Raw genomic sequence first — 13708 nt, 5'->3', positions numbered from 1 at the left:
CCGTATTCAAATAATTATTCAGAATATAGAATCTCCTTACGATTTGTTTTTTAGTTCAATTTCGTATTTATTCATTTCTTCGGCAATATCGGAATTGAAGTTTTTAAATTTATTCCACAACTCTTTGTAATCAATCTCATCAATCTCATGTTTTCTAACTACTATTTGTGAGTTTTGATGATCAAAGAACAGTTCTAAAGGATCATTCTGTATGATATTCATCATTTGTCTTAATTCTTTCGGAATCACAACTCTACCTAAATCATCAATACGTCTGACTATTTTTACTTTTTTATTCATTACTTACTGCTCCTTTTCTCTTCAAATGTTCATTTCATCTAATCTTCGCAAATAAAAGTATCCTCTTCTTGTGTCATCAGCTCATTGCTAATTGGTTTCTCATGGTTGCTATAACAAGAATTGATCTCATATTTAACTTTTATCTCCTTGAATCCATATTTACTGCTTAATTCTTCAACAATGACATGGTGGCTACAATTATTATCTGCATCTTCAATTATCCTATTGTACATCTCACAAAATTCTTTCTTACTAAATTCAGTGTCATGTGAAAGTGTAGTGTAAAAATAATCTTCATATTCGTTATCTGAGATTGTATAATAAAACATCCTTGACTACTCCTTTTAAAATATGTATTTTATTCAAACTTTTAGTTTCCTACCACAAATCGGACAGTAATTTACTTTCACTCCATATAAGGAATGTGAAGCGCTTCCTCCGATAATACTATCTTCCAAATAATTGACACTGTTGATAGTTACACTATAATCACTTAATTGGGCCTTCATTAAAGGCTCTCTATCTACGAATGGCTTGCCACTACAGTATTTACAATCTTCTTTAAATGCTTTGTCTTCAATAAATTTTATAACATCTTCTATTGCCTGAATTCTGCCTTCAGCCCTATAAGAATCCTCAGGCATGATTTGATGATAGTTAAGTACATCCACGACCTTTTTAGCGCTATTAGAGTAATTGATTGCCCATTCAATTATTTTTTCGATCTGAAATCACTCCGAATCTGTTGCTTTTTTATTTTTTCTCGTCTTAATTTGAGTATCATTGAAAGGGATATACTCACTCGAAGGCATCCAGAGCCACCTTTTGGAGTATTCATCAAATAAAAGAAATTGTGTAAGCCCATTTTCAAGCTGTTGTACGCTATAAACTTCTTTTACCAAAGTCAAATTGTAGGTAGGTGTCACTTTAAACATTTTCTGTAGTCTCCTCTAAATCATCCAGTTCGCAACATGAATCAACATAAAGATCAAAACTCCGCAAGAACACTGCTTCGGCATCGGTCAATTCTTCGTCTTCTTCCAGTCTATCGTGCAACTCATTGGCTAAATCAAAAAGTGAATTCATCATTGAATCAAAGCATTGGTAGTTGTAATCTTCTTGTTCTTTCATTAGTAAATCCTCTTGTTCTTTGTTCATTGTTTAGTCCTCCAATATTATATGCTTATTATTTATTTGTTATTGATCTTTCGCACTCTTTCATTCCGCAGTCGATTTCACTCTGCGTATCTAGTTCATTTGCCACCAGATTAAATTCATCAGCAATACCTTCAGGTCCTGAGCACTCCATGTGTTATTTGTTAAACTGATATTGCTAACAAGTCGATACGGAAATCCGATTTGTTTTACTATTTTCCCTTTTATGAATCTCCCGTTAACCTTTATCTCAGTACTAAACATTTGAAACTCCCTCCTCGTTTACCCATTCTAATTTGTTTGTTTCGTGTCTATCCTTTTTATGTTTGAGCCCCAGTTTCCCCAGAACATAATCATAAAATGGCTTATAGCTATAGTTATCTGTTCTGATATCTTTAGTTAAGTATGAAGTCATATCTGATGGATGTTTATAGTAGTGAACTCTTAAGTAATATCTTTCTCCATAAGCATCTCCACCCAGCACTCTGACACACAATTCAGCGTATTTATTTTCTGCTTGAGGAATCCATACGTATTGACGCGAATTGAAGCTTCCGTCTGGATCATTTCTCATTTTCTCAAATTGATAAAGACAACCATCTTTAATTTCATATGTATATCGTTCATTATCTGGAGCATAGTTGAAGCTCTTTGGGATTTCGTATTGAACACCATTTATATCTGCTGTTTTAAGTTTACTATTTAATCGTCGTTCTTCCGTTTCAATCTTATGTTTTAACTTGTACATCTCTTCGCCAATACCCTTTTTTGCTGTTTTGCTATTTACATTCCCGTAATCCATTTTTGCTTGTTCATACTCATTCTTCATTTCTATTAGCTGCATTTTTTGCCTCCTCTTTTGCTTCTCCCTTATCAATCCAATAGTCTGGGTAGTCTCTACGTAATACTCGCATACCTAATGTCTTCTGTAGAATATGTATTCCCTGATGAAACTCATACTTATCGTTAGGGTGACTTTGTTTCAAACTTATAAATCCATTCCACGCAGCAACTATATGATTAGCAAACTCAAACTCCTTGTCAGTCATACCACCATTACTCAAGTCCATTCAAAACCTTTTTTAATTTTATGAAACACGCATTTCACTTAATTAACTCATTCAGGCGAGCCAAGTTAGTTCTATACTCGTCCTCATTGGTAGCTTTCCAATTAATTTCTTCTGTCCACTCATTCAATAGGTCTTTAATGGGTTCTCTGTATAAAATTTTGATAAAAATATCTTGTCCCTCAATCACAAAAGCAAGAAAATAATTATCTCCATAAAAATACTCCAGTATCTCTTTTACTTCATCGTTGTAAATTGGCGTTTCAACTACATCCAGAGAATCATAAGATTTCATTCCTATATAATACAAATTAATTCCTCACTTTCTAATTGAAATAGACCTTTTACAAGATCGTATAATATGCCTCTAGGTTGCTTTCAGTTAGCTTAATAACTTCGTCAGAATGTTTACCATACTGATCGCAGTGTACTATTGCTCCGTCTCCATATCTTCTTGTGACATACCACTCGTTATCCTGTGCGTAATCAGCTCTTGCGACTACTCCCGTAGGAAGCACATCTAATAGTCCAGATAAGGTCAACATCATTTCTCTTCTCCTCTCAATCGTATAGCACGAATGTCCCTCTTGGGGCAATTTCAATTTGACCAATGAAGTCTCTCTTTTCTAAATACTCAATATCAAGACTACTCCAGTAACCAATCAATCCATCTACAGCAGGTGAAATATACTCCACAATTCCCAATTTATTAAGTACTTGTTCACACTTTTCATAGTCTTCAGAAAGTCTAATTATGTATTCCATGTCAACCTCCTTTTTAGTTTCCCACAAAGCAATCTTGAATACTTTTGCGCACTTGTTCTTTCATGTCCACACCTATATCTAAGTCCCACTGGTTTATGTAAATACATTTCCAGCCAATGAAGTATTTTCTTTTCTCAAAAATCTTTAACTTTTGAACATTTTTATAGTAAGTCGTTTGACCTTTAGTATCTGTGATTACCTTAACTTCGTTGATTTTTACCATGTACCTCTTGCCATCTTCGTTCCAGTGTTTTTTATACATTTTGCTCACCCTCACAACCTATATAGTGTTACTTCATAATCACTGAACACTTCTTCAATAATCCCATAGACAACTTTCCAATCCCCATTAGCTAGTCCGCATCCAATGTTATATGGTAAGGCGACTGAATGACCAAATTTTTTAGCACGTATTTTCAATGATTCAAGTGCAGCTTTCAAAGCGGCATAATCTGTGTATACAACATTCTTATTTCTTCCATATGTACTCTGTCCAAATATATTTGCTATAACTCTCTTATTATTCACCTTGGTCGTCCAACATAAGCCCAGTAATCTATCACCATATTCATGACATGCCAACTGGTAAAATGGATAAGCATCTGGGTATTTATGTTTGATTGCTTTGGCGATTCCTGAGCCCCATACACCCTTGGTATTTGTTTGATGTCCGATAATATCCTCTGTTGCGGTAAGCAGATCTCCCTCAATTATTCTAATCAATACAGTTCCTCCTACTCTCTCCAACGTTTACTGTCTGCGGCATCGGGTTTGTATTCTGTAATCAGTTCAGTAAGAACTTTTGTAATTACCGATAACTTACCATCCACACTTTCTTTTTCGCTTTGAAATTTGTACATAAAATCATATACGCTTTCTCTGGGGTCATATTTGGGATTATAATTATCTGAAGAGTAAATTATCTTCTCTAGGTGCTCAAGTGCTATTTCAATCTCAGCTTTTACTTCGTTACTAATTTCTAACAAATTCTTCACCTCTTCCTATGAAACGTGCCTTTTACTTAGACTATGATTGCAAGTCATCTACTCTAACTAAGCCCCATTTCTCTTCGTCGTCTGGTGTTGCTTCTCTGACGAATTTTGCCTGAACATGAGGACACAAACACCCATCTTCTTCTCTTACAATCATTTCAATAAGATTGTCTGCACACCATGATCCCTTATTGTATCTAAACTCAACATCTTCATCCTTCCAAGACTCCGGTACGTCCATTACCATCCTAATAGTAAAATCCATAACAACTGTTCTGTTTCTAATTACACATTCGGAAGCGTGTGACTCTCCAATCAAGCTATGACAATAAAAGCAACGATTGGGCTTACCTGCTGGTCTCGCCGCATATTCGGTTACAATCCAATCTTTTCTTTTCATATAACTACCTCCAATTTTTTGATGAAACAGATCTTTTACTCACTCTTTTGCTAAATACTCTTCAAAATACAGAAACATCAGCACATCCAACACTTCAATTTGTTTCTTTTTGTTTTCACTGTTCAAGCACAACTCAGGATTTTTTGATCTCATAGTTGTACTGCTGCGTAATTCTTCTGCTAAATCTAACAACCTGCTCCTGCGTTGCACCTTATGTATCACGTCCTTATAAAAGAAAATGGTGATATAACAACTCGTTAAAGTAATTATATCACCATGAAATAACATTGTATAGTATTATTTTATTGTAATTAACTAATTCGAAGATGTTTTTTATCTGTTATAAGAACTGCTCCATCAACTTCTAGTCCATTTTTTACATCTTTGAGTAAGGCTTTGCTATCGATTTTCGGTTCCTGTGCAATCTTATATGTATCAGGGATTTTCGTTGGATCAACAATATTGATTGATGGTGGATTAACTTGCAGTCTTACCTTAAACGTTCCAGCACTAACTTTGTCGATTTTACTTACCTCTAGAGTGGTTTGCGTGTAACTCTTAAGCCCATCGTATTTATTCTGAAGGTACTTACGCTTTTTCTCAAGTCGTTTCTCTTCATTCTTAAATGCTTCAATGTCACCTTCAATATTTTTCATAAACTTAACAATATTCTCAACCTTAACACTAACCTCATCTTCAATTGATTCTAGAGTCTCGATGTACAGTTGCAGATCATCTTCTGTCAGATCCTCATCATCCCATGCTGCATCCACAAATTCATTAAAGCGTCTGTACTTTTCACCAAGGTCATAAAGTTTACTCATTCAATCATTCTCCTCTATTATGTATTATTTAAATTATTTATAATCAAAATTAACTTTTGCTTTAACGCCCTTTAGTTCAATCGCTTTTAAATCATAAGCTCTAGCTGCTTCATACTCTGTCTCAAACTCACCAACAACTACATTCTCTTTGTTGTGATATATTTTTGCGCTGTATAGACCCTTATACGTCTTTGAAACTCCTCTGTACATACTGCTCTTATTGTGTCTAGCGGAATAACTTTCCCAAATCTCTTTTTCCATAAACTCAACATCATTTAATCTCGCAAAGTCACCATGATATTTAATAGCCCAGTAGTTATAAGCGTTTGCTGCTGCGATTTCACTTGTAAATGCACCTATATATGTACATTTTGTATCAAGATAAATCTTAACCTCATATTTCTGCATATTCTCCTTCCAGAAAATACCCTTAAATCTTTGTTTGCTATTGGTATTTGTTTTTCTATTTCTCATGTTTTCGGCATGTGTACAGATTCTTAAGTTACATTTCTGGTTGTTTAATTTATTTCCGTCAATGTGATCAACGACTATACCCCTTCCTCTTCCTTCAGGCATAATCAGGATCTTGTGAAGAGATTTCGAATACAGTCCAATTTGTTTATGCTTGTATTTTTTCTTTGGTGAGCAATAAGGATATCCATCTTTATTTATTGATACATCGTAAAAGTTAGTGATAAAATCATAATCTTCGTCATCGATATTAATATGAAAATTGTTAACATTTATTACTTTCATTCTTTTTTCTTTCTCCTAATTAGACTAGTCAATCTCATTGTTTTTATATTTCTGCATCCCAATTTTCAGGTCATACATCACACCATTTACAATCTCTCTCATGTCATCGGAATCAATTGGCCTAGTGAATTGTTGCAATTCCTTCATGCATGACTCAATAACTCCCTCTAGATGCTTAACCTTATCTTCCACCTTCAGCCCATAAGAATAGAACCGTCTATCCTTTGTAATACACCATTCTCCGTCTTCAAAGTGAATCAATAATTCTGTATTTGGATGATCTTCGTCTTTTAAGATGTCCCTAACGATCTCGCTGACTGCTTCTTTGTTTGTTGTCGTTTCCTGATAGCTCATCTTGTTCCTCTTTTCTCAGTAAAATTTACATTTCACACACTCTTCTTACCATGTCTTCCGTTAAAGATATCTTGAAATACTATTCTTTCATCGTAGCCGTTTGCGGTTCTCCAAAAAATTAGATCTGCGGTAGGGAATACATGATCTCCACAATTAGGACAACAAATTTTGGGATCTACTTTTTTAAATTTTATTGTTTTTGGTTTATTACCTTTCCATCCACAGTTACACATAAGGCGTGGCGGTTCTGGTTGGTTTATGTATTTCTCATATAGCTCATCCATCTATTTAACCCTCTGATCTTTAATAAATCTATGTATATCAATTAATTCTTTGAAATTTCGTTTCATCATCATCTCATCAACCTCATCAATAATCTGGTACATTGCCTCCTGATGATCGACTCGCATAGCCGATGGGCAATCTAAAGTATTAGGAATAGCTGCAATATGCAACTCTTCACTTTCTGGACAACATTGATCAAAAGCATTCCATAAACAGTGTTTATTGTTACAGTTCAAACTGTTACGCCTCCCATTCTAGAGTAATGCAGCCATACTGATTACTTTCTTTAAGCGTGTGTCCGACTGGAACACTTACTTTGAGCTTTTCCAATTGATCTTTTTTATCGGATGGTTTGATAGAATTATCTTCAATGTTAAAACATACTGACTTTTTTCTTGGTTTACTATTTTTAATGCTTAAGAAGCCAACTCTTTTACATCGAAGAGAGTAATAGCATTGACTTCCATACAGTTTAATTCCATCATATAAATTCCCTTCATACCTTCCCAAACGCCTTGATCTGCGGCCTTCACAATCTAGTTCGGTCGTAAACTCCCATACCCCATCTACATCAAAGTTCTCTTGTTCCATTTCTTGGAGCTTACGAGTCTTTTCCTCGATTTCTTTTCTAAGTGTCTCCATTTCGCTGTACACACTCATGTATTGTTTCCTCCTTTTCTCTGTGAAAGTCCTCTTTCGTGTGGTTTCATGAATTGTAATTACTTTGAATTAATTCAATAAACGCATCATCCTCGACATAAACCCCACATCTTGCACTGTCACTCTGAAGTTTTAAATGAAGATCAGCATATTCAATTGCTTTTTGAATTAGACCAGTAATCATTCCGTATTGGTTTACAAGTTTTAAGTATCTTGTGTTTTCGAATCCATAATTTACAACATCCTCATTAAATATCTTCTTGAACATAACTTTGGCCTTATCTAACTCATAGTGGCTGTTCATTGATTCTCCCTTTCTAAATCAAATTGCGATTTTACTTCCTTTGCTCAAACTGACAACCGCATTCGTGACAGTTGTAACTTGATACCTTTACATCTTTTAGTCTTAAGAAACCCGATCCCTCGTAATGGTATGTGCCAAAATACACTTCTGAATTACATTCAGGGCAATACACTCTATTGAGTTCTGTTTCTCTCTTTGCTTCTGCGCTACTCCTAGTGATCCTAATGGACATCTAAATTAACCCCTTCCGAAACTATTGTTCTGCTGACAAAGCCTGAAAGCAATGAAAATCATCGTCACATGAAAAGTGTGCTTCAGTTTGAATGTTCTTTGCCTTACATGTTCCCTCACCCTGAAACTTACCATTAGTATAGTCATCCTTATAATGGATGCAGAAATCACAAATCGCTCCTACCATCTCACATTCACTATCGCAATACACAGACATGTTTATTCTCCTCTCTACAAGTAGTCTTCAATGTTTAAATAAATTGAGGCTGCAAATAGTATGCAGATATAATCGTCTAGCAATCTTGGTGTAATATGACCATACATAATCTTTTCGCTCCACTGCCACAGCCAACCTATGAGAATATAGATTGCTATAAACACAATAATCTTTCCAATGATCCCGAGTAACATTTAACCACTCACCTCTCTCTTGATGAAATCACGATATCGTTAAATCTATTAAATTTTATCAATTGGTATAACTTTCATTTAATGTGTATATACTTTCAACGTAATGATAGTTAACCACATTAATTAATAGAGGAGATGGTTTTAGTGCCACCAGTAGTCGTAACAATAAACACTGTTCAAATTATCGTGATAACTGTTCCACCAGATGTATTTGTTAACATCTCAATTACACCTGAGCATGAATGCAATAATCATTTTATAATTCTAGATAGTTCAAATGGAAACTTTAAGTCAAACAGCTACCAAGCAATGACCTTATTCTTCAAATAAATTACTCTGGAGCGGATATTCTCCGCTCTTTTTTACGACCCAAAACGATCCAGTTTGTTGTTTTCTAAAATCTCGACTTCCTTTTCTGTAAACCCTACGCTATTCAGTCTCAACAACACCTTGCTCATTTCTTTTTGTGTAATCGTCATTCCACGCTGAATGAATCTTGGTACACGTACAATGGTTCCAACAATGTCTCGTGCTCGTTGCTCATTATAGACTAATGCGTTCCCCTTCAGATAAGACCAGTCGCTCAATGTGTATACTTTCTTACTCTTCCAGTAGAATTGATTGTGCCTGAAATCAAACTGCCCAATGACATCTTGTGGTTCACCAACCCATTGAGTAATGATCTGATACTTACCAATTGAGATTGCATTATTTGTGATAATCAAAGGTAAGTCGTGATAAGTACCACCACTTATATCGCTTCCATGGTAGCCAGCATGATCAATAAAATATTCTCTGAGCTCATCTGCGAGCGATTCATTTACCAAGAAGAAATCGTAATCCTTTGGCTGCTTGTCGTGATATGGGCTATATATACATCCACCTGAAATATATGCTTCGCTCTCAAACCGCTGCCACATCTGAGTTGGCAGTAGTTTGATCAATTCATTTTTAACTTCTCTCAGATGTCCACTAATGTCGTTTAGTTTTTGCTTATGTATTTCTTCGCTACTTCTATGTACTGTCTTTCTAAAGAAATTACTCTTCAACAACAACCGCTTAATTACGTTCAATAACTCGCCTCCCCTCTTTAATCTTCCTCGGTAAATTTATATTCAACGCTTGCAGTAAAATAATTCTCAATACTAACATAAGCCGAGACTAATGGAATGAGACAATCCGCATGAATAGTTTTTTCTGAGTAAATGCAAGGCTGCACTTGAAAATTACTAACCTCACACTCGCCATCATCATACTGCTTTTTTACTTCTTCAACGAATTCCTCTTTACTCAGAAAGTCATTAGCCAAACCATATACAAAATCAGAATCTTCTGACCACAACAACTCTTTTGCCATTTTTATCGTTCTCCATTTCTAAATGATATTCTCATTTTATCTAAACTTTATCTGGATGATACTTTTTGATCATCTTCTGAAAATAGTCTTCATTGAACAAGTCTTCGTATTCCAATAACTCATCATATGTATGATATTTTAAATCTTCCCACTCACCAGTTACCTTCCAGTTATCAAAAACTGCCTGATGCCTCTCATCATCCAATTGAATATACTCATCTGACCTAAAACCGTTTGGAACGTATTTGAAGTCTTTAAAAATACTTTCTAAACAAATCTCACATAAGTCAAATTCCCAATATTCTCCATCAAATTTACTGCCATATCCAAATGCAAACTTAAATGATTGAATCATTGCATCCCAATTACCAATAAATCGTTCGGAATCACAATATACGTTTTCATACTGTTCTCCACATCTATTACATCTTACTGACTCAGAAACAACCACATCTTTTGTTTCAGTTACTTCAACTGACTTTTTAACAATTCTTCTCATGTAAGCCCCCTTAACAATATGATCCCACTTTACGTCTGACTGTGAATCCCTGTGCATCTAAATACTCGCTCAATTCGCGCGCGCTAATGTTGCCATTAAATTTACTCTCTATATCTTCAATCAAAATATCTATGGCTTTATCTGGCTTCTTAAATGGTTCTCTTGGCTCTGAAGCCAATATGTATCTAGTAACTCCACCATCTAATTCTTCACTATGTATTTTATATCCACGTACATATAACTCTTGAATACGTGCATTGTATCGTAGAGCAATTTTGTTTAGTTCCAGATTTGTAACTCCTGAATCTCCAGCTCGTTTCAAAGTTGCAATAATCTTATCCCTCTGCGTCTCTGTTCGCTCTCTAGTCTCTTTATTCATCTATTGTCCTTTCTTTGATCTTGCTTCTTTAAGGCGTTCAGCGGCAGCTTGCTTTTGCTCCTCAGTCCATACTCGACCAGTACTCTTAGCACGAAACGACACCTGTCCATAATCACCTTTAAAGTAATGTCCTCCATGCTCATCAACTCGCAACAATTCCAATCCAGCTTTCTTGATCTTTGTGATTGTTTTAGGAGAACAGCTATAAACTTCCCACTCATTTGTTTCATCATTACATACACATACTGCCTCTCTTTCTTCTGCCGTATAACTCAATCGACATCAACTCCCTGTTCCTTCAAATAGTCTTCAGCTACAACGATGTAGTCCAACAGCTCTTCATATCTATTGCCTGTCATACTCGCGCCTTCATCGACACCTCTGCTCAGGATCGTGCATAGTTCAGAATCTAATTCATTTGCAGCTATGACTAGATTTTTTAATATACATATCAATTGATTAACGTTTATCAACCTTGTTCCTTCTCTACCTGTTGGAGAGAACAAGCTTTCTAAAGCTTTTGTATAGCTATTAGATTCTTCCTTGGTGAAGTCTCTGATTCCAATCAACTCCTATCAAAACTAAGTTCTTCTGCTAGTACATACATTTTTCCATCTATTGGATCATAGCCAGCTATAATCTTTACACCCTCAGACTCTTCTACACGTATAAACAGAGTTTTACCGTCTAGATCATCCCATTTCAAAACAGGAATATCTTTAAACCAATCCATATGTTACTCCTTCGCATCTATATTATTTTTAGCTTTAAAATAATCTTCTCCGGGTATTTCCTTGACTGTTGCTTTTCCACATCTCAAACATCTACTTATAGATCCTGACTCATATATTTCTTCTCCACACTTAACACATTTGTCTTTCAATATCTAACTCACCCTTTTTTGATCAAAGTTTCATTTTATCAACTCTCTAATATGTTCCATTGTTGATTCAAATCGTGCTTCAGCAATCTTTCTGTCTTTTTTATTTATGAATGGTAACACTGTGGGTACAAATGCTCCTGTTTTAATTCCATACTTATCTTCTAATGATATTCCCCATAAGCCTGAAGCAATATCCATTAGATTTCCATAGCCAATCTTCTCCCCTAAATTCTTTACTGCTTCAATTTCTGCTTTACGATTCATCGTTTATTACCTTCCTCGACATAGGTGTATTTTTCTACATTCATCACATTTACTTTTCCGTTCATGTCCTCATTCTGAAAATATACAAAGCGGTGTTCATTACCCCAAGGCATTTTTGAAAACTGTTGCTCAACCTTCCCTTTGTCTGTAACATGAACCATTTTCACTCTAATATCTTCTACTACTTCTTCGAAAATTGAGCAATTACGCAGAATACTTCCATTTTTTAAACCAATATCTACATTGAACATCTTATACTGCTCCCTTACTGAGTACTGTTAATTTCCTTGCTCTACTCGTAATCGAGTATATACATGTCCGCATATTTTACATTTTTGCTCATGAGTGTACCAAGAAAATTCTTTTAATTCTATCAACTCATACTCATGTTTGTGATTACTTTTCTTGGGCACTTAAAAACTCTCCTTATCTTGATGAAGTGCTGATATCATTTAAATACTGTCTGCTAATTCTGCAAGGATATCTCCATGGCAACTCTTCGGTTTGCAGAAACAACATAGCGTCTTTCCTTTTAACTCATGTAAATCTTTCAATAAATGTGGTTGAGCCATAATATACTCACGATACTTTTCTACTGCTTCATCTCTAGAGTCCACCTTAAATTGCGCCTTAGTGTTGTCCATGTGACTAAACGGATTGCCCCACTTTGATCCACGTCCAATGTACACATCGTAGGGCAGTTTATGATGTTTATTTACTATTGTTGTTTTACTCATATTGAATCCCTCTCTCACTGTAAAATGCGACCATTTCATCTTTTATCTCTTTTGTTGCCTCAAGTCGTCCACTAATGAATCCTGATAAATGTATCTCTCGCATGAAATCCAGTTCTTCCTTACTAAAAGTATAATTCATTCCCTTTTCTAAGGTGTCTATGATTTCTTTAAAATGTTCCTCTGCCATTTCTACACCTCGCTTCTCGGCAAGTGATCGACTTCATCTAATCTTGATGGTCGTATATGTATTCGAGTTCAAATTCCACATTTAATGCTTCTAGTAAATTCCTTACAACATCCATGTCAACATCTGTATATGTGCCAGCCATCCCATCGTTGACAATCAACTCTGTTCCCCATTCGCCACAACAATCATCTGAACAGCTATAGTAATATTCTCGGACTACAATTTTGTTCACCATTTTATCACCCTTATCGTTTTATCAAAAGAAATGTACATGATCTTTCCAGTTATAATTATCATTCTTTGGTTCTCCATAAAAGTCTGGTGATCTTAACTTCATTAAAATGGAATTGACCACATCAGAAGATACAGACAAAGACTTGTCGATATAAACTGTTTGATATCTATACCCTCTACATCCCTCGGAATATTTTTTAGCTCTGTACGTACCAATTGTAGTTTTAACATGATCATTTCCTCTTTTAATAATAGATCTTTCAGATAAGAAACTGACCAGCTCATTCATCTTAGCTTCTGCGTCTGATTGATCATCAGAAAATATCATTGCGCTAACATGTATAGCATTCATACTCATGTCATCTCTCCTTTCTTAATGAATTATCAATTTTACTTAGATCTTTTTAGTTTTTTTAATCTATTTACAATGCCTTCACTACTAACTGTATAACTACCTCCCATAATCAACATATAGCAATAGACGACAACATGAGCCAAAATGATAGGACAAACCAGCAGTAATATAAACCATACCCAGATACCTTGAAAGCTAAGTTTAAGTACACTTTCTTGCAAAAGCGATGATGCTACTACAGCAATGATTACCAAAATATGGTTTAAATAATTATTTTTAAGATGTGATTTCATTTTACAATCTCCATTT

32 protein-coding genes are annotated in these 13708 nt (G+C 35.1%); all 32 read right to left on the bottom strand.

The genetic code is table 11. The annotated features are described in order from the left end of the window. Positions 1 to 36: 36 nt before the first annotated feature. The 32 genes from NSQ20_RS12140 to NSQ20_RS11985 all read right to left on the bottom strand — a co-directional run bounded on the left by NSQ20_RS12140 (position 37) and on the right by NSQ20_RS11985 (position 13692). Entirely contained in the window at positions 37 to 300 is a 264-nt protein-coding gene (locus tag NSQ20_RS12140; protein WP_340032607.1) for an AbrB/MazE/SpoVT family DNA-binding domain-containing protein, read from the bottom strand. 38 nt (positions 301 to 338) lie between these two features. Beyond that, entirely contained in the window at positions 339 to 629 is a 291-nt protein-coding gene (locus NSQ20_RS12135) for a hypothetical protein (protein WP_340032606.1), read from the bottom strand. Positions 630 to 1031: 402 nt separating this feature from the next. Next, a complete protein-coding gene (locus NSQ20_RS12130) occupies positions 1032 to 1235 on the bottom strand; it encodes a hypothetical protein (protein WP_340032605.1) in 204 nt (67 codons plus the stop codon). Further along, positions 1228 to 1458, bottom strand: coding sequence for a hypothetical protein (locus NSQ20_RS12125; protein ID WP_340032604.1), 231 nt, complete (start codon positions 1456 to 1458; stop codon positions 1228 to 1230). The genes NSQ20_RS12130 and NSQ20_RS12125 overlap by 8 nt, the downstream gene beginning before the upstream one ends. A 253-nt stretch (positions 1459 to 1711) precedes the next feature. Continuing rightward, positions 1712 to 2299 (bottom strand): hypothetical protein, encoded by a 588-nt coding sequence (locus NSQ20_RS12120; RefSeq protein WP_340032603.1) that lies wholly within the window; start codon positions 2297 to 2299, stop codon positions 1712 to 1714. Continuing rightward, positions 2274 to 2525, bottom strand: coding sequence for a hypothetical protein (locus NSQ20_RS12115; protein WP_340032602.1), 252 nt, complete (start codon positions 2523 to 2525; stop codon positions 2274 to 2276). Before NSQ20_RS12115 ends, NSQ20_RS12120 begins: the two co-directional genes overlap by 26 nt. A 34-nt stretch (positions 2526 to 2559) precedes the next feature. After that, positions 2560 to 2832: a hypothetical protein gene (locus tag NSQ20_RS12110; RefSeq protein WP_340032601.1), complete on the bottom strand. Its 273-nt coding sequence runs from the start codon at positions 2830 to 2832 to the stop codon at positions 2560 to 2562. Between the two features lie 251 nt (positions 2833 to 3083). Beyond that, complete coding sequence (locus NSQ20_RS12105; protein ID WP_340032600.1) at positions 3084 to 3287, bottom strand: hypothetical protein; 204 nt, start codon at positions 3285 to 3287, stop codon at positions 3084 to 3086. 13 nt (positions 3288 to 3300) lie between these two features. Next, positions 3301 to 3549, bottom strand: coding sequence for a hypothetical protein (locus NSQ20_RS12100; RefSeq protein WP_340032599.1), 249 nt, complete (start codon positions 3547 to 3549; stop codon positions 3301 to 3303). A gap of 11 nt (positions 3550 to 3560) precedes the next feature. Further along, on the bottom strand, positions 3561 to 4010 hold the full coding sequence (locus NSQ20_RS12095) for a macro domain-containing protein (RefSeq protein WP_340032598.1): 450 nt from the start codon (positions 4008 to 4010) through the stop codon (positions 3561 to 3563). Positions 4011 to 4021: 11 nt separating this feature from the next. Further along, entirely contained in the window at positions 4022 to 4273 is a 252-nt protein-coding gene (locus NSQ20_RS12090) for a hypothetical protein (RefSeq protein WP_340032597.1), read from the bottom strand. Positions 4274 to 4313: 40 nt separating this feature from the next. Further along, on the bottom strand, positions 4314 to 4679 hold the full coding sequence (locus NSQ20_RS12085; RefSeq protein WP_340032596.1) for a hypothetical protein: 366 nt from the start codon (positions 4677 to 4679) through the stop codon (positions 4314 to 4316). 39 nt (positions 4680 to 4718) lie between these two features. After that, positions 4719 to 4871 carry a hypothetical protein gene (locus NSQ20_RS12080; RefSeq protein ID WP_340032595.1) on the bottom strand — a complete coding sequence of 51 codons (153 nt, stop codon included), beginning with the start codon at positions 4869 to 4871 and terminating at the stop codon, positions 4719 to 4721. A 119-nt stretch (positions 4872 to 4990) separates the two neighbouring features. Further along, a complete protein-coding gene (locus NSQ20_RS12075; RefSeq protein WP_340032594.1) occupies positions 4991 to 5503 on the bottom strand; it encodes a siphovirus Gp157 family protein in 513 nt (170 codons plus the stop codon). A gap of 33 nt (positions 5504 to 5536) precedes the next feature. Beyond that, positions 5537 to 6259, bottom strand: a complete 723-nt coding sequence (locus NSQ20_RS12070; RefSeq protein ID WP_339193886.1) for an HNH endonuclease — start codon at positions 6257 to 6259, stop codon at positions 5537 to 5539. A 24-nt stretch (positions 6260 to 6283) separates the two neighbouring features. After that, entirely contained in the window at positions 6284 to 6613 is a 330-nt protein-coding gene (locus tag NSQ20_RS12065) for a hypothetical protein (protein ID WP_340032593.1), read from the bottom strand. Positions 6614 to 6897: 284 nt separating this feature from the next. Continuing rightward, complete coding sequence (locus tag NSQ20_RS12060; RefSeq protein ID WP_340032592.1) at positions 6898 to 7134, bottom strand: hypothetical protein; 237 nt, start codon at positions 7132 to 7134, stop codon at positions 6898 to 6900. A 4-nt stretch (positions 7135 to 7138) separates the two neighbouring features. Further along, complete coding sequence (locus NSQ20_RS12055) at positions 7139 to 7558, bottom strand: hypothetical protein (protein WP_340032591.1); 420 nt, start codon at positions 7556 to 7558, stop codon at positions 7139 to 7141. 46 nt (positions 7559 to 7604) lie between these two features. Beyond that, positions 7605 to 7862, bottom strand: coding sequence for a hypothetical protein (locus NSQ20_RS12050; protein WP_340032590.1), 258 nt, complete (start codon positions 7860 to 7862; stop codon positions 7605 to 7607). 1004 nt (positions 7863 to 8866) lie between these two features. Next, positions 8867 to 9577: a hypothetical protein gene (locus tag NSQ20_RS12045; RefSeq protein WP_340032589.1), complete on the bottom strand. Its 711-nt coding sequence runs from the start codon at positions 9575 to 9577 to the stop codon at positions 8867 to 8869. A gap of 17 nt (positions 9578 to 9594) precedes the next feature. Continuing rightward, positions 9595 to 9861, bottom strand: a complete 267-nt coding sequence (locus tag NSQ20_RS12040; RefSeq protein ID WP_340032588.1) for a hypothetical protein — start codon at positions 9859 to 9861, stop codon at positions 9595 to 9597. Positions 9862 to 9901: 40 nt separating this feature from the next. Beyond that, positions 9902 to 10360, bottom strand: a complete 459-nt coding sequence (locus NSQ20_RS12035; RefSeq protein ID WP_340032587.1) for a hypothetical protein — start codon at positions 10358 to 10360, stop codon at positions 9902 to 9904. Between the two features lie 10 nt (positions 10361 to 10370). Further along, positions 10371 to 10739 (bottom strand): hypothetical protein, encoded by a 369-nt coding sequence (locus NSQ20_RS12030; RefSeq protein WP_340032586.1) that lies wholly within the window; start codon positions 10737 to 10739, stop codon positions 10371 to 10373. Next, complete coding sequence (locus NSQ20_RS12025; protein ID WP_340032585.1) at positions 10740 to 11015, bottom strand: hypothetical protein; 276 nt, start codon at positions 11013 to 11015, stop codon at positions 10740 to 10742. It lies immediately after the preceding gene. Continuing rightward, a complete protein-coding gene (locus NSQ20_RS12020) occupies positions 11012 to 11212 on the bottom strand; it encodes a hypothetical protein (RefSeq protein ID WP_340032584.1) in 201 nt (66 codons plus the stop codon). Before NSQ20_RS12020 ends, NSQ20_RS12025 begins: the two co-directional genes overlap by 4 nt. A gap of 92 nt (positions 11213 to 11304) precedes the next feature. Then, positions 11305 to 11472: a hypothetical protein gene (locus NSQ20_RS12015; RefSeq protein ID WP_340032583.1), complete on the bottom strand. Its 168-nt coding sequence runs from the start codon at positions 11470 to 11472 to the stop codon at positions 11305 to 11307. Between the two features lie 180 nt (positions 11473 to 11652). Beyond that, positions 11653 to 11886: a hypothetical protein gene (locus tag NSQ20_RS12010; RefSeq protein ID WP_340032582.1), complete on the bottom strand. Its 234-nt coding sequence runs from the start codon at positions 11884 to 11886 to the stop codon at positions 11653 to 11655. Then, the gene (locus NSQ20_RS12005; protein ID WP_340032581.1) at positions 11883 to 12137 is read right to left on the bottom strand and encodes a hypothetical protein; all 255 of its coding nucleotides are present in this window, start codon (positions 12135 to 12137) and stop codon (positions 11883 to 11885) included. Before NSQ20_RS12005 ends, NSQ20_RS12010 begins: the two co-directional genes overlap by 4 nt. Before the next feature lie 201 nt (positions 12138 to 12338). Further along, positions 12339 to 12623, bottom strand: a complete 285-nt coding sequence (locus NSQ20_RS12000) for a DUF4326 domain-containing protein (protein WP_340032580.1) — start codon at positions 12621 to 12623, stop codon at positions 12339 to 12341. Beyond that, entirely contained in the window at positions 12616 to 12810 is a 195-nt protein-coding gene (locus NSQ20_RS11995) for a hypothetical protein (RefSeq protein ID WP_340032579.1), read from the bottom strand. The genes NSQ20_RS12000 and NSQ20_RS11995 overlap by 8 nt, the downstream gene beginning before the upstream one ends. A 256-nt stretch (positions 12811 to 13066) precedes the next feature. Beyond that, on the bottom strand, positions 13067 to 13402 hold the full coding sequence (locus NSQ20_RS11990) for a hypothetical protein (protein WP_340032578.1): 336 nt from the start codon (positions 13400 to 13402) through the stop codon (positions 13067 to 13069). A gap of 32 nt (positions 13403 to 13434) precedes the next feature. Further along, positions 13435 to 13692 carry a hypothetical protein gene (locus tag NSQ20_RS11985; RefSeq protein ID WP_340032577.1) on the bottom strand — a complete coding sequence of 86 codons (258 nt, stop codon included), beginning with the start codon at positions 13690 to 13692 and terminating at the stop codon, positions 13435 to 13437. Positions 13693 to 13708: the final 16 nt, after the last annotated feature.

It is taken from the genome of Paenibacillus sp. FSL K6-1122 (assembly GCF_037977015.1).
Lineage (GTDB): Bacteria > Bacillota > Bacilli > Paenibacillales > Paenibacillaceae > Paenibacillus > Paenibacillus amylolyticus.
This window is presented reverse-complemented; position numbering and strand designations above follow the sequence as displayed.